The 16,207-nt window shown below is 58.0% G+C and carries 18 protein-coding genes; 10 read left to right on the forward strand and 8 right to left on the reverse strand.

The features are described 5' to 3' along the window. Nucleotides 1-15 precede the first annotated feature (15 nt). Both rpoZ and folK read right to left on the reverse strand, forming a co-directional pair. A complete protein-coding gene (gene rpoZ, locus MWU60_RS15055; RefSeq protein WP_247228206.1) occupies nt 16-369 on the reverse strand; it encodes a DNA-directed RNA polymerase subunit omega in 354 nt (117 codons plus the stop codon). A gap of 101 nt (nt 370-470) precedes the next feature. Then, nucleotides 471-1,058 carry a 2-amino-4-hydroxy-6-hydroxymethyldihydropteridine diphosphokinase gene (gene folK, locus MWU60_RS15060; RefSeq protein WP_247228207.1) on the reverse strand — a complete coding sequence of 196 codons (588 nt, stop codon included), beginning with the start codon at nt 1,056-1,058 and terminating at the stop codon, nt 471-473. 110 nt (nt 1,059-1,168) lie between these two features. Here folK and MWU60_RS15065 point away from each other — a divergent pair, with 110 nt between their 5' ends. From MWU60_RS15065 to MWU60_RS15105, 9 genes are all read left to right on the forward strand, one after another. Beyond that, on the forward strand, nt 1,169-1,744 hold the full coding sequence (locus MWU60_RS15065) for an NYN domain-containing protein (RefSeq protein ID WP_247228208.1): 576 nt from the start codon (nt 1,169-1,171) through the stop codon (nt 1,742-1,744). A 108-nt stretch (nt 1,745-1,852) separates the two neighbouring features. Then, the gene (gene ispH, locus MWU60_RS15070; RefSeq protein ID WP_247228209.1) at nt 1,853-2,803 is read left to right on the forward strand and encodes a 4-hydroxy-3-methylbut-2-enyl diphosphate reductase; all 951 of its coding nucleotides are present in this window, start codon (nt 1,853-1,855) and stop codon (nt 2,801-2,803) included. Nucleotides 2,804-2,808: 5 nt separating this feature from the next. Beyond that, a complete protein-coding gene (locus MWU60_RS15075) occupies nt 2,809-3,345 on the forward strand; it encodes a putative glycolipid-binding domain-containing protein (protein WP_247228592.1) in 537 nt (178 codons plus the stop codon). Beyond that, complete coding sequence (locus tag MWU60_RS15080; RefSeq protein ID WP_247228210.1) at nt 3,342-3,956, forward strand: LysE family translocator; 615 nt, start codon at nt 3,342-3,344, stop codon at nt 3,954-3,956. Before MWU60_RS15075 ends, MWU60_RS15080 begins: the two co-directional genes overlap by 4 nt. Then, complete coding sequence (locus MWU60_RS15085) at nt 3,953-4,402, forward strand: DUF3429 domain-containing protein (protein ID WP_247228211.1); 450 nt, start codon at nt 3,953-3,955, stop codon at nt 4,400-4,402. Before MWU60_RS15080 ends, MWU60_RS15085 begins: the two co-directional genes overlap by 4 nt. Nucleotide 4,403: 1 nt before the next feature. Further along, nucleotides 4,404-5,003 (forward strand): class I SAM-dependent methyltransferase, encoded by a 600-nt coding sequence (locus MWU60_RS15090; RefSeq protein WP_247228212.1) that lies wholly within the window; start codon nt 4,404-4,406, stop codon nt 5,001-5,003. Further along, nucleotides 4,996-5,439, forward strand: coding sequence for a ribonuclease HI (rnhA, locus tag MWU60_RS15095; RefSeq protein ID WP_247228213.1), 444 nt, complete (start codon nt 4,996-4,998; stop codon nt 5,437-5,439). The genes MWU60_RS15090 and rnhA overlap by 8 nt, the downstream gene beginning before the upstream one ends. Then, nucleotides 5,436-6,131: an alpha/beta fold hydrolase gene (locus MWU60_RS15100; protein ID WP_247228214.1), complete on the forward strand. Its 696-nt coding sequence runs from the start codon at nt 5,436-5,438 to the stop codon at nt 6,129-6,131. The genes rnhA and MWU60_RS15100 overlap by 4 nt, the downstream gene beginning before the upstream one ends. Next, nucleotides 6,116-6,823 (forward strand): RraA family protein, encoded by a 708-nt coding sequence (locus MWU60_RS15105; RefSeq protein ID WP_247228215.1) that lies wholly within the window; start codon nt 6,116-6,118, stop codon nt 6,821-6,823. Before MWU60_RS15100 ends, MWU60_RS15105 begins: the two co-directional genes overlap by 16 nt. On the opposite strand, the gene MWU60_RS15110 is transcribed toward MWU60_RS15105, so the two are convergent. Both MWU60_RS15110 and MWU60_RS15115 read right to left on the reverse strand, forming a co-directional pair. Then, nucleotides 6,820-7,791 (reverse strand): NAD(P)H-quinone oxidoreductase, encoded by a 972-nt coding sequence (locus tag MWU60_RS15110; RefSeq protein WP_247228216.1) that lies wholly within the window; start codon nt 7,789-7,791, stop codon nt 6,820-6,822. The two genes, MWU60_RS15105 and MWU60_RS15110, sit on opposite strands and share 4 nt — an antisense overlap. Nucleotides 7,792-7,804: 13 nt before the next feature. Continuing rightward, nucleotides 7,805-8,500, reverse strand: a complete 696-nt coding sequence (locus MWU60_RS15115) for a COQ9 family protein (RefSeq protein ID WP_247228217.1) — start codon at nt 8,498-8,500, stop codon at nt 7,805-7,807. A gap of 109 nt (nt 8,501-8,609) precedes the next feature. Here MWU60_RS15115 and rpsU point away from each other — a divergent pair, with 109 nt between their 5' ends. Next, nucleotides 8,610-8,816 (forward strand): 30S ribosomal protein S21, encoded by a 207-nt coding sequence (gene rpsU / locus MWU60_RS15120; protein ID WP_008231221.1) that lies wholly within the window; start codon nt 8,610-8,612, stop codon nt 8,814-8,816. A 60-nt stretch (nt 8,817-8,876) separates the two neighbouring features. Here the strand turns inward: rpsU and MWU60_RS15125 are convergent, their stop codons facing one another. The 4 genes from MWU60_RS15125 to MWU60_RS15140 all read right to left on the reverse strand — a co-directional run bounded on the left by MWU60_RS15125 (nt 8,877) and on the right by MWU60_RS15140 (nt 16,207). Next, nucleotides 8,877-10,088 (reverse strand): MFS transporter, encoded by a 1,212-nt coding sequence (locus MWU60_RS15125; RefSeq protein ID WP_247228218.1) that lies wholly within the window; start codon nt 10,086-10,088, stop codon nt 8,877-8,879. A 61-nt stretch (nt 10,089-10,149) separates the two neighbouring features. Beyond that, nucleotides 10,150-13,029 carry a DNA translocase FtsK gene (locus MWU60_RS15130; RefSeq protein ID WP_247228219.1) on the reverse strand — a complete coding sequence of 960 codons (2,880 nt, stop codon included), beginning with the start codon at nt 13,027-13,029 and terminating at the stop codon, nt 10,150-10,152. 11 nt (nt 13,030-13,040) lie between these two features. After that, the gene (locus MWU60_RS15135) at nt 13,041-14,240 is read right to left on the reverse strand and encodes an aminotransferase class I/II-fold pyridoxal phosphate-dependent enzyme (RefSeq protein WP_247228220.1); all 1,200 of its coding nucleotides are present in this window, start codon (nt 14,238-14,240) and stop codon (nt 13,041-13,043) included. A gap of 638 nt (nt 14,241-14,878) precedes the next feature. Further along, entirely contained in the window at nt 14,879-16,207 is a 1,329-nt protein-coding gene (locus MWU60_RS15140; protein ID WP_247228221.1) for an amidase family protein, read from the reverse strand.

Consider the following 16,207-nt stretch of genomic DNA (forward strand, 5'->3'; position numbering starts at 1 on the left):
GCCGGTAAGGCGGCCTTAGCGCTGCCCTTGCGCATCCATCAATGCGCGCAGCAGTTTCTCTTCTGACATATCGTCTTCTGCGGGCTTGTCCGTCTCGGCGCCCATCAACAAGGACATGCTGTCCTCTTCGGGTTCATCAACCTCGATCTGGGTCTGGTTCGCTTCAATCATGCGCTCGCGCAGATCCGCGGCCTGCTGGGTTTCTTCCGCAATCTCACGCAGAGAAACAACAGGGTTTTTGTCGTTGTCACGGTTCACTGTGATCGGGCCACCAGCGGAAATTTCGCGGGCACGATGTGCAGCAAGCATCACCAGTTCAAACCGGTTAGGAACTTTATCGACGCAATCTTCTACGGTGACGCGGGCCATGAGGCGTACTCCAGTCGGGTCAAAAGGGACATTGGAAGTCGCCTACTTAGAGGCTTAGAGCGAGGTTGACAAGGGCCAGAGACCATGTGGAGCGCAGTTTTCTAAGGGGTGTTTGCACCATCCAGCCGCACCACGTCAGCCTGTGCCGCAGAGGGCAGTGCTGCACACATCTGGGCGACCGAGAGGTCGAGCAGCGGATGGTCCCAATCCGGGGCAACATCCATCAAGGGGATCAGCACAAACGCGCGGTCCTGCAAACGCGGATGCGGCAGGATCAATTCAGTGGGCATCATCGCCTGCTGATCGTCCAGTGATAGGTCACGCCAATAGGCATGGGTTGCAGCGTCTGGTTGCACGTCATCGGCAATGGCGATCAGGTCAATATCAAGCGTGCGTTGCCCCCAACGCCGGGTTCGGATGCGACCGGCATCGGCTTCGATTCTGTGTAGCTGATCCAGCAAATCCGCCGGTGACAGCTTTGTGAAGATCGCCATCGCAGCATTCACAAAATCCGGTCCCGCCCCCGCCGGAAAAGCCGGTGTTGTAAACAATCCGCTGAATTTCGCTGATTGTTCCGATAATTGGCCGACAGCCAGCATAGACTTTTGTACAGTTTCCCTTGCGTCACCCCAGACCGATTCTTCGTTGCTGCCAAGGGCGATCAGCGCTAACCGGCTTACTATGCTCATATGACTGTCTTGCCTCATTCGTGGAAAACATTAAATAAGTGAAATCTTTGTGCGAACCATAACACTCACGGACAAACAACGCGCAAGGTCTATATTTGGAAGGACCATCCATGTTTTATCGGGACGAGCGATTGGCGCTCTTTATCGATGGATCAAACCTGTATGCAGCGGCTAAGTCGCTTGGGTTTGACATTGATTACAAACTTTTGCGGCAGGAATTCATGCGCCGCGGAAAAATGCTTCGGGCATTCTACTACACCGCACTTTTGGAGAACGACGAATACTCGCCGATTCGACCACTCGTGGATTGGTTGAACTACAACGGCTTCACGATGGTGACCAAACCGGCCAAGGAATACACCGACAGCATGGGTCGCCGGAAGGTGAAGGGCAACATGGACATCGAACTTGCGGTCGATGCGATGGAACTGGCCCCACACGTCGACCACGTTGTGCTGTTTTCCGGTGATGGCGATTTCCGGCCTCTTGTCGAGGCACTGCAACGCAAAGGTGTGCGCGTTTCCGTCGTTTCAACGATTCGCAGCCAACCACCTATGATCGCCGACGAATTGCGCCGCCAAGCTGATAACTTCATCGAACTGGACGAGCTGCGCGATGTTGTTGGTCGTCCGACCCGCGAGCCGCGCATTGAGCCGGAACAAGAAGAAGTCACACAAGAAACGTAAGCGTCCAGAGATTGGGGCGCGCGCACTGCGCTCCAATCCGCCGCAGCATCTGATGCTGGACCTACACGGCCCAAACCCTTACCTCTGGTGATGACACCGGAGTATGCGATGACCAAACCACCTCTCACCCTTTATCTGGCCGCCCCGCGCGGGTTTTGTGCTGGCGTCGACCGCGCCATCAAGATCGTCGAGATGGCTTTAGAAAAATGGGGCGCGCCGGTCTATGTGCGCCACGAGATTGTGCACAATAAATTCGTTGTCGATGCGCTGCGCGATCAAGGTGCTGTGTTTGTCGAGGAACTGGACGACTGTCCCGACGACCGGCCTGTGATCTTTTCGGCCCACGGTGTGCCCAAATCGGTGCCCGCCGCCGCAGCCAAGCGCGAGATGGTTTATGTCGATGCGACCTGCCCGCTCGTCAGCAAGGTCCATATCGAGGCCCAGCGCCATGCCGACAATGGCCTGCAAATGATCATGATCGGCCACGAAGGCCACCCCGAAACCGTCGGCACGATGGGGCAACTGCCAGATGGCGAAGTGCTGCTGGTTGAGACTGTTGCCGATGTCGCCACCGTCACAGTGCGCGACCCTGACAAGCTTGCCTTTGTGACCCAGACCACGCTATCGGTCGATGACACGGCTGATATCGTCGCGGCCCTTTATGATCGTTTCCCCAAGATCGTAGGCCCCCACAAAGAAGACATCTGCTACGCCACAACGAACCGCCAAGAGGCCGTCAAGGCGATGGCTCCCAAATGCGATGCCATGCTGGTGGTTGGCGCACCCAATTCATCCAACTCAAAACGGCTGGTCGAGGTCGGCGCGCGGGCTGGCTGCCAATACGCGCAACTGGTGCAACGGGCGACCGACATCGACTGGCGCGCGCTGGAGGGGATCAAGTCAATGGGGATTACAGCCGGGGCTTCTGCGCCAGAGGTCCTGATCACCGAAGTGATCGACGCCTTCAAAGACCGCTTTGATACAACCGTCGAGATGGTGGTCACGGCCCAGGAGAATGTGGAATTCAAAGTGCCTCGGGTCCTGCGCGAACCTGCGTGAATGCAATGACGACCTATGATCTGACTTGGCAATGGGTTGATGGCGGGGGTGACCGTGCAAGCGTCATGGTTAAGGATGACGGATGGTTCGTCTCAGGTCAGCATGGATCGACCTGCTACTGGCTGACAACGGATCAGGACGGGGCGGCCCAGACTGTTGAGGTCGCTTTGGACGGCCCAGAGGACCACCCCGCAAAGCTCGCTTTGCGCCGCGACGCCTTCGGCTGGCACCACGCGGATGGCACATTAATTGAGCAAAGCATTCAGGCCTACGATGTTGATATTGCCTGCACCGCGCTGACGAACACCTTGCCGATCCGACGGTTGAACCTTGGCCCAGAGGAAAGCGCCGAGATTGATGTGCTGTATATCCCCATTCCTGCACTGAAACCGCACGTCGTGCGTCAACACTATCGGCGCACCCCGACCGGGTATCTTTATGAAAACCGCGACAGCGGGTTCCGCGCGAACTTGACAGTGGACACTGCGGGCTGGGTCACCGATTATCCCGGTGTTTGTCACTTGACCGAGGGGGCGCCATGATCAGCCTGCAGTTTCTTATCACCGCCATTGTCGTATGCATCGCACCGGGCACGGGCGTGATCTACACACTGGCTTTGGGCCTTGGCCAAGGGCGGCGCGCGGCGATCGCGGCGGCAGCAGGATGCACTTTTGGGATCGTGCCACACTTGGCGGCGGCAACGCTGGGACTGGCGGCCCTTTTGCACACCAGCGCCCTGCTGTTCCAGATCGTAAAATTCGCAGGGGTCGCCTATCTGCTTTATCTCGCATGGCAGGCGCTGAAGTCGGATGGCGCATTGGCAATCCGGCCGGATGCCACACCACAAGCCGCCTTCAAGATCGCCCGACGCGGCGCTTTGATCAACATCCTGAACCCCAAGCTGTCGATCTTCTTCCTCGCCCTGCTGCCGCCATTCCTATCCGGCAACCCCGCGACAGCCACGGCTGAGATGGTTCTGCTTGGCGGTATTTTCATGGCGCTGACCTTTGTGATCTTTGTCCTCTACGGCGTTTTTGCCGCCTTCGCGCGTGACTGGCTGCTGCAAAGTGAGACCGTCATGAAATGGCTCAGCCGGTCCTTTGCGGGCATCTTTGCAGCACTTGGCCTGCGATTGGCGTTTGAGAAAGCATGAATGATATCCCACGCTCTGCCCTGATCCTTGGCTTGGCTGGCCTCATCCCGTTTATCTGGGGTGCGGCGACCATCATACTGCCGGATCTCGCACTCTGGGGGCAAATGAACCTGAGCGGCAGGTTCATAGGGCCCTATGTGCAGCTGTTCTACGGCGCGGTGATCCTGTCGTTCATGTCCGGGGTCCTTTGGGGGTTTGCGACCAAGGCGACCGGGCAGATCGCAACGGCCAGCTATATCTTGTCCGTGATCCCGGCACTTTGGGCGTTTTTCATGACAGGTGGCGGACCGACCACCGCAGCCGTTAATATGATCGTGGGCTTTCTTGGGCTGCTTTTGCTGGACTGGCATTTCTGGCGGCTGGGTCTTGCCCCGCCGTGGTGGATGCATCTGCGTGGGCTTTTGACGGCGATCGTGATCATCACCTATTTGCCATTGGTGTTTTGATATGGCCGACAAAGAAACCATCGCGACCTACAATGCCAAAGCGGCGGATTACGCCAACTTGGTCGCAAGCGATGCACCCGACACATCATTGCAATCCTTCATTGATTTGATGCCAAAAGGCGGGCGCGTTCTGGATCTTGGCTGCGGCCCGGGTGCCGCTTCAGCGCACATGCGCGACGCCGGACTGGTGCCCGATCCGGTGGACGCATCTGAAGGCATGATCAACATCGCGACCGAGAAATTCGGTTTAGACGCGCGGCTTGGCACCTTTGAGGATATCAGCGGCGAGTCGATCTACGCAGGCGTTTGGGCCAACTTCAGTCTGCTGCATGCCGCCCGCGAAGACCTGCCCCGCTATGTGCAAATGCTGCACCGCGCGACACAGCCAAACGGCATCTTACACATTGGGATGAAGACCGGCGAAGGTACGGACCGTGACGCCATCAACCGTCGCTATACCTATGTGACTGTTGATGAACTCAAACGCCTGATCACCGATGCGGGTTTCACGGTGAGTTACACCAAGGAGGGCGTCGAACGCGGGATGGCTGGAACAATGGACCCATTTGTCATTATGCGCGGGGTCAAATCCGGTGCCTGAGCTTTTTGCCTATACCGACGGCGCATGTTCTGGCAATCCCGGCCCCGGCGGCTGGGGTGCGCTGCTGATCGCCCGAGACGGTGACACCGTCCTGAAGGAACGCGAGCTCTGCGGGGGCGAGGCTGAAACGACAAACAACCGTATGGAATTGCTGGCGGCAATTACGGCTTTGGAAACACTTGATCGCCCAACGAAACTGACGGTCGTGACCGACAGCTCCTACGTCAAAGACGGGATCACCAAGTGGATTCATAGCTGGAAAAAAACCAACTGGAAAAAGGGGAAGGTCAAGAACGTAGATCTTTGGCAGCGCCTTGATGCCGCCGCCGCCCGCCATGACGTGACATGGGAATGGGTCAAGGGGCACGCAGGCCACCCCGAAAACGAAAAGGCCGATGAATTGGCCCGCGCAGGCATGGAGCCGTTTAAACCATGAACGATCCACTGGTCCTTTTGCCCGGCATGATGTGCGATGCACGGCTATATGGCCCACAGATCGACGCATTCTCGCATGAACGTGCGATAGTGACAGCCCCAATCAATGACCACGACACGGTTCAGGCTTTGGCGAAGGATATCCTCGACACGGCACCGCCCACATTCGCGCTGGCTGGCCTTTCCATGGGCGGCATCATCGCGATGGAGGTTATCCGACAGGCCCCTGAACGCATCACCCGGCTGGCTTTGCTGGATACAAACCCCAAGGCCGAGGCACCGGCCATCGCGCAATACCGGGAACCGCAGATAGAGAAGGTCCGCGCAGGCAACCTGCGGTCCGTCATGCGCGATGAAATGAAGCCGAATTATCTGACCGATGGCCCGCGCATGGGCCAAATCCTTGATCTTTGCATGGCGATGGCCGCGACTTTGGGCGCTGATGTCTTCATCAACCAATCGCGTGCGTTGCAGTCGCGGCCTGATCAGCAAGAAACGCTGCGCGGCGTCAAAGTGCCAACACTGATCCTCTGCGGTGAAGACGACACGCTTTGCCCGATCCATCGGCATGAGTTGATGCACGATCTGATCTCTGGCGCGACACTGAAAATCATCAAAGGTGCGGGCCACCTGCCCACGCTCGAACAACCCGACGCAACAAATGAGGCTTTGGCGAAATGGCTGAACCAGTAATCCCCGCCGACCTGCTCGACCTGCTGCAACGGGTCGACACACCCACGGTCTGCAATGCCATTGAAGTGGCGCAGGGCAAGCGTGGCTTTGACGCCTACACGAAAGGGACAATGCAATGCTCAGCGCCGGGGCAATCCATGGTCGGTTTTGCGCGCACCGCCAAGATCGCAGGACGCGAGGCCCCGACTGAAGACCCGAACGTGATCCGCGCCCGGCGGCTGGACTATTTCCGCAACATGGCAGAGGGCCCGCGCCCCGCAATTGCCGTGCTCGAAGACGTTGATTACCCCCATTGCGTGAGCGCATGGTGGGGCGAGGTGCATACGAATGTGCATAAAGGCCTTGGCCTGAACGGTGCACTGACCAACGGCGTTATGCGCGATCTTGGCGATCTAGCGGAGGGGTTTCCGGTGATTGCAGGCTCTATAGGCCCCAGCCACGCCTTTGTGCATGTGCGCGAACTGGGTACGCCGGTGAATGTCATGGGCATGACGGTAAACCAGGGCGATCTTGTGCATGCGGATCGGCATGGCGGATTGGTCATTCCACCTGAGGTGATCCCGAACTTGAAGGCCGCGATTGAAAAGATGTTCGCAGGCGAGCAGATCATCCTCGGGCCAGCACGAGAGCCTGACTTTGATCTCGACAAATTGCTGGAGGCTTGGAGCGCGTTTGAAAAGGCGCGGACCTAGGCGACTTTCAACACAATCTTCCCAATATGCGCGCTACTTTCCATGCGGGCATGGGCGGCGGCTGCATCTTCCAACACGAATTCCTGATCCATCACCGGGGCGACTTTGCCTGCCGTGATCAGCGGCCAGACATGTTTGCGCAAATCATCCGAAATCCGTGCCTTTGCCAGATCGGACTGCGGGCGCAGCGTTGATCCTGTGATCGTCAACCGGCGCGTCATCAGCTGCACGAGGTTCAAGTCGACCTTCGGCCCTTGCAGAAATGCGATCTGCACCAGTTTTCCGTCGTCCGCCAACGCTTTGAGATTACGCTGGATATAAGGGCCTCCGACCATATCAAGGATCAGATCGGCCCCTCCCAGCGCTTGCATTTTTTCAACAAAATCGTCTTCGCGGTAATTAAAGGCCGCCTCTGCCCCCAAACCCATGCAAGCCGTGCATTTGTCGTCCGACCCGGCGGTCGCAAACACGCGTGCACCAAAGGCCTTGGCCAGTTGGATGGCCGTTGTGCCGATCCCGGAACTGCCGCCATGCACCAAAAACCGTTGGCCGGCTTTCAAGTCGCCGCGCATGAAGACATTGGACCACACGGTAAAAAACGTCTCGGGCAAACAAGCCGCCTGTTTCAAATTCAGACCACCGGGAATGGGCAAGCAATGCGCAGCGGGGGTCGCCACGTATTCAGCATAGCCACCACCCGGCAACAACGCGCAGACCTGATCGCCAAGCTTGAGGCCCGCAACACCGGCACCGCAAGACACGACCTCACCCGCAGCCTCTAACCCCGGCAGATCACTGGCACCCTTGGGCGGATTATAAAGACCCGCACGCTGCAATGCGTCAGGGCGGTTGACCCCGGCATAGGCAACCTTGATCACCACCTGATCATGGGCAGGTTCCGGCATCGGCCGGTCCGTAAGGGTCAGCACCTCCGGCCCGCCGGGTTGGGAAATCTCGATGGCCTTCATGAACTTATTATTCCTATTGCGGATCGCGCCAAACACCGGGCAGATCAGGGTCGGTCGCGGCACCTGGCGCTTTGACTGAGCCCATCATACGCTCCAACGTGGTGGTCAGCGGTTTCAAAAGAGGGCTGGCCTTGGCGTGCGCTTTGATCTTCTCAAACTGCATGACGTTGTCAATGCGCCGGTCGATGAAGGCATCCGTTGCCTGCAAGTCAAGACTGTCATCGCCCAGCCAATACAGGATCACCGCACTATAAACGCCCGAAAGCGTCATCCGCTTCGTGTACCAATTCACATCGCGCGACGTGTCGCCAAGCGCGGTCCAGATCGCATCCGCCGTGCCCCAAATCAGCTTGGCCCCATCCGCCGCCATGTGCGGCAGCGCAAAAAGGGTGGTGCCGCGACGCACGGCCTCTTTATCGTCGATCACTTGCAGGCGCAGTCGGATCGCATGGGCGACCTTATCGCGAAAGCGCATCGCGGTCAGGTCGGCCTCTTTCAGGGCGGCCACCATCGCAGCATCACCCCGCTGATGATAGGCGATGGCGAGATCAACAGCACCACGCGGGCAAAGTGTGGCGGCAGCACCGGGAGTGATATCAGCATCAGCAATGGCCGCGTTGAACGTCGCGGGGGACCACCCGTCAAATGCCACATGCGGCAAGGCGGCGTCCAAAAGCGTGTTCAACATAGGGTCTATTGGGGCGGTCATGATCCTGATCTCCTGCAACGGCGGACACTAGACAAACTAGCCCACCTTTGCTATCTGCCCACTTCCTGCAATTTTTGCAAATTTAACTTAGAGAGGTGGTGAAAACCACATGCAGGTTAGTGTTCGTGATAACAACGTCGATCAGGCGTTGCGTGCTCTGAAGAAAAAGCTCCAGCGTGAGGGCGTTTTTCGTGAAATGAAGCTTAAGCAACATTTCGAAAAGCCGTCCGTGCGTAAAGCACGCGAGAAAGCAGAAGCGATCCGCCGTCAGCGCAAGCTGGCTCGGAAAAAGCTCCAGCGTGAAGGTCTGCTCTAAAGCGACCCTTCAGCGTTACGATCTAAAGAACCTCCGGCTGAGTGATCAGGCGGGGGTTTTTCATTCCCCCGGCGTACCGTCAGATCGCATACGCAGCACCAGCGGGGTAATCAGTATGATCAAGAACCCTGCAATCAAGAACGGGGCGCCGGGCAGATAAAGACCATCATCGTTGACCGCACGCTCAAACACGCCGGTTAACAAGAGCGGGGCCACGACCGCCGCTACTGACGCCAGCGATGCTATCACGCCTTGCACCAACCCCTGTTGATCTTCACCCACACGGTTGGCTGCGAAAGCGGTCATCAAGGGTGGTGCCATGTCTGACAGCGCAGCGATGGGCAAGAAAATAACCACAGCCCAGACCGCGCCCGCAAAGCCAAAGCCGATCATCCCGACAATCGCCGCCCCGGTCGCGAACAGCAGGGTTTTGTAGTCGCCAATGCGCTTGGTCAATTGCGGCAACACGCCGGCTTGCACGACAGCGATCAAGATACCGTAGGCCGATAGCGACAGGCCGATGGTGAACCCATCCCATGCGAACACCTCGCGTCCCCAAAACGCCCAAAGCGTGACATAGACCATATTCGCGAACTCAAACACAAAGATGCAGATCAGCGGGATCGCAAGACCCGGCAAGCGGATCGCGCGCAGGATGATGGCAAATGGATTCAGATCTCCCCTGCCAAACGGGCGGCGATTTTCCTCTTTCAGCGATTCCGGCAGGATGAAGAACCCAAACGCCACGTTGACCGCAGACAATGCCGCAGCAATCCAAAACGGTGCGGTAATGTGCCAGCCCGACGCAAGCCCACCAAGGGCGGGACCAATGACAAAGCCAATCCCGAATGCTGCCCCGATCATGCCAAAGGCAGCCCCGCGTTGTTCGGGCTTGGCGATATCGGCAATGTACGCAGTCGCCGTTATATATGTCGCCCCGGCCATACCAGCGACGACGCGCCCCACAAGCAGCACCCAATAGGTCTGGGCCATCGCCATGATGACATAATCAATCGTCAACGTGACCAAGGCGGCAATCAGGATTGGCCTGCGCCCAAAGGCATCCGACAGGCTGCCAATAATAGGCCCGCACAGAAACATCGCTGCGGCATAGGCCGACATCATCACCCCGCCCCAAAATGCGCCTTCCGCGGTGCTGGTCGCACCGACACGGTCCATCAGATCGGGCATGATCGGAAAGACGATGCCGATGCCAATCGCGTCGATCAGCAGAGTTGCGAGGATGAACAAAAAGGGGCCGGACAGCTTCATGCTGCCAATCGACACCTCTTTGCTCTGGGTAGCAAGCCGCTAAAGCAACACTCCTGACACGTTAGTGCTGCTCGGGTACCAAAATCTCGCGTTTGCCAACGTGGTTGGCGGAACTGACGACGCCTTCGTCTTCCATCTGCTCAACAAGTCTAGCGGCCTTGTTATAGCCGATCGCAAGCTTGCGTTGGATGTAGGAGGTAGAGCATTTGCGATCCTTGATCACAATCGCCACGGCGGTGTCATAAAGTGCGTTTTCGCTATCCGACCCGTCACCAAGGCCAAGCACCAGATCAATGCTGCTTTCCTGATCATCAGGCGGCCCCTCGACCACACCTGACATATACTCAGGCGGGCCAAAGCCTTTCAGGTGGTTGACGATTTCCTCAACTTCCTCATCGCTGACAAACGGCCCGTGCACGCGGGTAATCTTGGACCCACCCGCCATATAAAGCATGTCACCCATGCCCAAAAGCTGCTCTGCGCCCATTTCACCCAAAATCGTGCGGCTGTCGATTTTCGAGGTCACCTGGAAGGAAATCCGTGTCGGGAAGTTCGCCTTGATCGTACCGGTGATCACATCGACTGACGGACGCTGTGTGGCCATGATCAGGTGAATACCCGACGCACGCGCCATCTGTGCCAGACGCTGAATGCAGGCTTCAATCTCTTTACCGGCCACCATCATCAGGTCGGCCATCTCATCAACAATGACGACGATGTAAGGCAGCACTTCCGGCTGAAACTCCTCTGTCTCAAAGATCGGATCGCCGGTTTCATCATCAAACCCGGTCTGCACCGTGCGGCTGAACATTTCGCCCTTGGCCAGCGCATCTTTCACGCGACCATTGAAGCCATCAATGTTGCGCACGCCCATCTTGGACATCTTGCGATAGCGTTCTTCCATCTCGCCCACGACCCATTTGAGGGCGACAACCGCCTTTTTCGGGTCGGTCACAACAGGCGACAACAGATGCGGGATGCCGTCGTAGACGCTGAGTTCCAGCATCTTAGGGTCAATCATGATCATCCGGCATTCTTCCGGTGTCAGCTTGTAAAGCAGCGACAGGATCATCGTGTTGATCGCCACGGATTTACCCGAACCGGTTGTACCAGCAATCAGCAGGTGAGGCATCTTGGCAAGGTTGGCGATGATCGGTTCACCACCAATATCCTTGCCCAGCGCCAGTGGCAGCTTTTGATTGCCATCGCCAAAGTCACGATGGGAAAGGATTTCGCGCAAGACCACCTTTTCGCGGTTCTCATTGGGCAGTTCGATACCAATGACCGACCGACCCGGCACGGTGGAAACGCGTGCAGACAAGGCAGACATTGAACGCGCGATATCATCGGACAGGCCGATCACACGGGATGCTTTCAAACCCGGCGCAGGCTCTAGCTCGTACATCGTGACGACAGGGCCGGGACGGACCGAAACGATGTCACCCTTCACGCCGTAATCATCCAGCACGCTTTCGAGCATGCGGGCGTTTTCTTCCAGCGCTTCATCGCTCAGGTGGTGACGCTGAATATCAATCGGGTTGGACAACAGGCCAAGCGGCGGATGCTCGTAATCGGCATACTTATCTTCAAAGCTCAGAGCAGGCTGCGCCTCGGCTTGGGCCTGACGAGACGGGGCAGGTGCGCGTTTCGGCGGATGCTGCACAACGCTACGCGGCTCGGGTGTCGGGACATGCACCTGAGGGATTGGCATATGCGGCGCGGCCATGCGCGGCGCTTCAACTGGTGTTTCGATCAACTCTTCATCTGCGGATGTGTCGTCTTCCAACGGCGCGAACACGAGCGGCTGTGGGCCGCGGCCAGCGGTCAAAGATGGTTCAATACGTACACCGGTTGGCGCTGGTGGCACAGAGCGGTTCTTGATCGCATCGGCAATACGCGCGCTGACGCGATCCGTGTTGCCGCCTTCCGGCATGACGGGATCAACGGGTACAGGCGTCACCAATTCAGGCTCCGGCATCGCATCATTGCGCTTCAGCAGGCCGGACAGAAAACCACCTTGTGGCTCAGGTGCGACGGTTCGGGCAGGAGCCGCCAGAGGCGGTGCTGGCGGCATCTTTGGTGCGGTCAGGGGCGGCTCGGCTGTCGGCATCACGGGGTTGGCACGAACAACGGCAGCAGCACGGGTGCGCGGATCTTCCTGAAGCGATGCAACAGAGAACGGGTCTTCCAGCGCAGGTTCATCCGCACGGGCGGCACGTGTCTCAGCGAACTGTTCGCGGCGCGCCTGCACAGTGGCGTTCACACCTTGGGCTGCCTGGGCTGACAACGCAGCCCCCTTGCCCATTACCCGCAGCAACATGGCATAAAGCATAACGGTGCCCAGCAACGCAAAGCGGCCAGCCGCCTTCATTTCGGGTCGCGTGAACCCAAGCACAAAGGCCATCAGCGCCAGCAAAGCAACACCGGACAAGAGCGACAACAGCTTAACGCCAAAGATCGTACCGAAGGGCACAATTGTCAGGATAACACCCAACACAGTATCACCAAACAGACCACCCAAACCAAAGTTCGCAGGCCACGCAAAACCGGGTGTCAGCGTCGCGGCATGGGCCGACGCCAGCACAATGGCGACGGGCGCAAAGATCAAACGCCCGATGGCGCGTTCCTGCCCGTGGTGCATCACAAAGCGCAGGCCCCACATCATCAGCACAACCGGCACAACCCAAATACCAAGCCCAATGATCATCATCAAAGGTGCGGCAACCGACGCCCCGAAATGGCCCAGCCAGTTCTGCACAGGGGCATCCGTCGCGGAAATCCAGCTTGGATCATCGGGCGAATAGCTGCCCACCATCAGAGCAATCAACAAGCCCGCGAAAAGCAGACCAAGGCCCAAAAGCTCTTTGGTGCGTTTTTCAATCGCTGCTTGTGTCGTGCTGTCCAAAAGCGGATCGCGCCGCCGGGATTGGTAAGATGCCATATGCTCGTTCCTCAATCGTACAAACAGTCGCGGATCAGGGTCAGACCGCGCTGCATTTCTTCTTTTGGGGCCACCATGGCGACCCGGATATAGGGTTTGCCGGGGTTTTGGCCCCCGATCTCTCGGCTCAGATAGGCACCGGGCAAGGTACGCACGCCGGTCTCTTGCCAGAGCCTGACGGCGGCCTCTTCGCCATCATCGACCGGTAACCACAAAAAGAACCCTGCCTGCGGGCTTTGGTAGCCGGGGATGTCGCCAAACGTTTCGTCAGCGATGACGTATTTTTCCGCGTAGAGCGCCCGGTTCTCAACCACATGCGCATCGTCGCTCCAAGCCGCAGTTGCCACTGCCTGCAACGGCTCTGGCAGCGGTGCTCCCGCAAACGCACGCAACTGCCGCAGCCGCGCAATGCTGTTCCGCCCACCAGCACAGAAACCAGAGCGAAGACCCGGCAAGTTCGACCGCTTGGAAAGCGAATGAAAAACCATAACCCGCTCTGGATCAGCGCGCATCCAGCGCGCGACATGCAAGGCTCCGCGTGGCGGCGTATCCCGGTAAATCTCAGCGTAACATTCATCCGCCAGCACCTTAAAGTCGTACTTTTCAGCCAGATTGATCAGATCACGCCAATAACCCCCATCGGCCACAACCCCCTGTGGGTTGGCTGGTGAGCAGATGTAGGCCAGTGCAGTGCGGTTCAGCACATCCTCTGGCAGGGCATGGAAATCTGGAAGGTGGCCAGTTTCCGCTGTCGCTGGCACGTAAATCGGCTCTGCGCCCACAGAAAGCGCAGCGACCGCATAAACCTGATAAAACGGGTTTGGGGTCAGCACGACTGGCCGCCCGTTTTTCACCTCAGGGCACAGCGCCATCGCAGCGTTATAGAGTCCTTCGCGTGTGCCGTTCAGTGTCAGCACCTGATCAGGAAGTATTTCAAGGTCATATCGACGCCGGATATACCCGACAATTGCCTTCAGATGCGCGTCGGTCCCGTTGTTCGCCGGATACTTCCCGAATCCGGCCAGGTTGTCCGCAATGATATCGCCCACGAACGCAGGAAACGCATGGCGCGGTTCGCCAATCGTCATGTTGATCGCCTCGGACGCCGTTGTCGGCACGTCAAGAAGCGCACGCAAGCGTGGCCACGTCGCTGCCGGAAGGTCCGAAAACCGCTCAGGAAATACCATAACTGCCTCAATACGCCGGATCATTTTCGCCCGACTTTTTTGTAAACTAGCGCGGGAGAGGCGGACCTGTCCAGAAGAAGGGGCAGGTCAGCGGGTTTTTGTGGCTTTTTGGTCAGTTAGGCATGTCAGGTTTGAGCCTAACCTGCTCTAATCACTTTGAAAGCGTGCGATGAGGTCGTCGAAGCTATCAGGTTGAGTCTCGTGGCAGGTTTCATCTGAGATAAACCACAAAATCCAAGGCTGAGCACTTCTTGTCCAGATATGCGCAATGGGTGTGATCTGGCAAATGTCGTCAAGTGAACCTCCTTTCACACTAAGAACATCGTCCTCATCGAGGGATCCATGATGTATGCGCGTACCGCAATCGGCGCAGTGGTTGCAGACCTTCTCATTCCCGCTATCGGCATTTGTTTTCCAAGTCTTTAGGATACCGGATGTGAGCTTGAATGAGTGGGTTGGGAACCAAACAGACATCCCAAAAGCACTGCTTGATTGCCGTTGGCAATCAGTACAATGGCAACAGTAGGCAATGATCGGGTTGCTGTTTACTTCGTATCGCACTGCCCCGCATTGGCACCCACCATAGAACTTCATTTTTGCACCTTTGCCACCCATTCGATCCTCACCGCTAAGTCGCCATCAAGCAATGCAGAGCTACCAATCTACCGCAAAGCCCTCTCCGCCGCAGCCGCCACCCTTAGCAACGCCTCTTCCGTTCCATTCTGCCCATTCAGCATGATCCCGCAAGACGGCACCCCCGTCGGCAGCGTCACCGAGCATACATCCATCAGGTTCGCGACCCGTGTATTCCGCAGGGCCAGCAGGTTCTCGGATTTGTAGTAGTCATCGTCCGACAACAACCGCTCTGCATTGGGCGGCAGGATCGGGGCTGTGGGCATGATCACCGCATCAAACTGCGCTGTCTCTGCATGGTACTGTTTGCGAATGTCGCGCAGCATATTCCAGCCAGCGCAGTAATCCGGGCCAGTGACTGTTTGCCCACCGCGCACACGTTCCAAAATCTGGGGGAACATCTTTTCGGGGTGCGCCTCGACCAGATCACGCCACCAGCCATAACTGTCGGCGGCATAAAGGTTGCCTGCCACGTTGAACGCATCGAAAAGCTGCGAAAAATAGCGGTGTTCGATCTGCGCGCCAGCAGCTTTAAGGCGCAACACGGCGCTCTCAAACGCCTCGCGAGGCGCATCGCGGACATCCTCGGGCACGATGGTATCCAGCACCATCAGACGCACCCCATCAAGGCTGTTGCCCGCAAGATCCGCTGGTTTACTGCCCTCAAGCGCCGCCAGAAACAGCCCTGCATCCTCAACCGACCGGCAAAGCGGGCCGACCGTATCGAATGTCAGGCAAAGCGGAACAGTGCCTTCCAAAGACAACCGCCCATGCGTGGTTTTCAAACCAACCAGATCATTCCAGGCGGATGGTATTCGGACAGACCCGCCCGTATCCGACCCGATGCCAGCCGCCGCCAAGCCAAAGGCGACCGAAGCCCCTGCCCCCGATGATGACCCACCGGGCACCGCCGTCTGATCATTCACGCAAGGTGGAGTCGCAGTGATGGGGTTCAGACCCAGCCCCGAAAAGGCGATCTCGGACATGTGGGTTTTGCCAAGGCAAACGAGCCCCGCCGCTGTCGCCGCTTTCAAGACCTCTGCGTCCTCATCAGGCACGCGGCCTTCCATCAGTGCAGTGCCTGCCTCGGTTCCGATGCCAGCTGTGTCAAAGAGGTCCTTCCAGGACACAGGCACACCATCAAGCACCCCGCGACGCATCCCCGCTTTCGCCCGCTCGGACGCTGCTTTCGCCTCAGCCCGCGCGCGGTCATGGGTCACACGCGCATAAATCCGGTCGCGATGTTCGTGCGCGTCTATGGCCTCCAGATACACCTCCGTCAGCGCCAGCGGATCAATGTCACCTGCCCCAATCGCGCGGCCCAAATCCGCCGCTGTCATCCATCGCCAGTCTTGCAT

Origin of the sequence: Yoonia sp. F2084L, assembly GCF_023015625.1 — a bacterium.
Lineage (GTDB): Bacteria > Pseudomonadota > Alphaproteobacteria > Rhodobacterales > Rhodobacteraceae > Yoonia.

What these genes read in the sequence shown, in the direction of transcription:
- rpoZ (WP_247228206.1), bottom strand. Translation starts at nt 369, where the DNA reads ATGGCCCGCGTCACCGTAGAAGATTGCGTCGATAAAGTTCCTAACCGG.
- folK (WP_247228207.1), bottom strand. Translation starts at nt 1,058, where the DNA reads ATGAGCATAGTAAGCCGGTTAGCGCTGATCGCCCTTGGCAGCAACGAA.
- MWU60_RS15065 (WP_247228208.1), top strand. Translation starts at nt 1,169, where the DNA reads ATGTTTTATCGGGACGAGCGATTGGCGCTCTTTATCGATGGATCAAAC.
- ispH (WP_247228209.1), top strand. Translation starts at nt 1,853, where the DNA reads ATGACCAAACCACCTCTCACCCTTTATCTGGCCGCCCCGCGCGGGTTT.
- MWU60_RS15075 (WP_247228592.1), top strand. Translation starts at nt 2,809, where the DNA reads ATGACGACCTATGATCTGACTTGGCAATGGGTTGATGGCGGGGGTGAC.
- MWU60_RS15080 (WP_247228210.1), top strand. Translation starts at nt 3,342, where the DNA reads ATGATCAGCCTGCAGTTTCTTATCACCGCCATTGTCGTATGCATCGCA.
- MWU60_RS15085 (WP_247228211.1), top strand. Translation starts at nt 3,953, where the DNA reads ATGAATGATATCCCACGCTCTGCCCTGATCCTTGGCTTGGCTGGCCTC.
- MWU60_RS15090 (WP_247228212.1), top strand. Translation starts at nt 4,404, where the DNA reads ATGGCCGACAAAGAAACCATCGCGACCTACAATGCCAAAGCGGCGGAT.
- MWU60_RS15100 (WP_247228214.1), top strand. Translation starts at nt 5,436, where the DNA reads ATGAACGATCCACTGGTCCTTTTGCCCGGCATGATGTGCGATGCACGG.
- MWU60_RS15105 (WP_247228215.1), top strand. Translation starts at nt 6,116, where the DNA reads ATGGCTGAACCAGTAATCCCCGCCGACCTGCTCGACCTGCTGCAACGG.
- MWU60_RS15110 (WP_247228216.1), bottom strand. Translation starts at nt 7,791, where the DNA reads ATGAAGGCCATCGAGATTTCCCAACCCGGCGGGCCGGAGGTGCTGACC.
- MWU60_RS15115 (WP_247228217.1), bottom strand. Translation starts at nt 8,500, where the DNA reads ATGACCGCCCCAATAGACCCTATGTTGAACACGCTTTTGGACGCCGCC.
- rpsU (WP_008231221.1), top strand. Translation starts at nt 8,610, where the DNA reads ATGCAGGTTAGTGTTCGTGATAACAACGTCGATCAGGCGTTGCGTGCT.
- MWU60_RS15125 (WP_247228218.1), bottom strand. Translation starts at nt 10,088, where the DNA reads ATGAAGCTGTCCGGCCCCTTTTTGTTCATCCTCGCAACTCTGCTGATC.
- MWU60_RS15130 (WP_247228219.1), bottom strand. Translation starts at nt 13,029, where the DNA reads ATGGCATCTTACCAATCCCGGCGGCGCGATCCGCTTTTGGACAGCACG.
- MWU60_RS15135 (WP_247228220.1), bottom strand. Translation starts at nt 14,240, where the DNA reads ATGATCCGGCGTATTGAGGCAGTTATGGTATTTCCTGAGCGGTTTTCG.
- MWU60_RS15140 (WP_247228221.1), bottom strand. Translation starts at nt 16,207, where the DNA reads ATGCAAGACTGGCGATGGATGACAGCGGCGGATTTGGGCCGCGCGATT.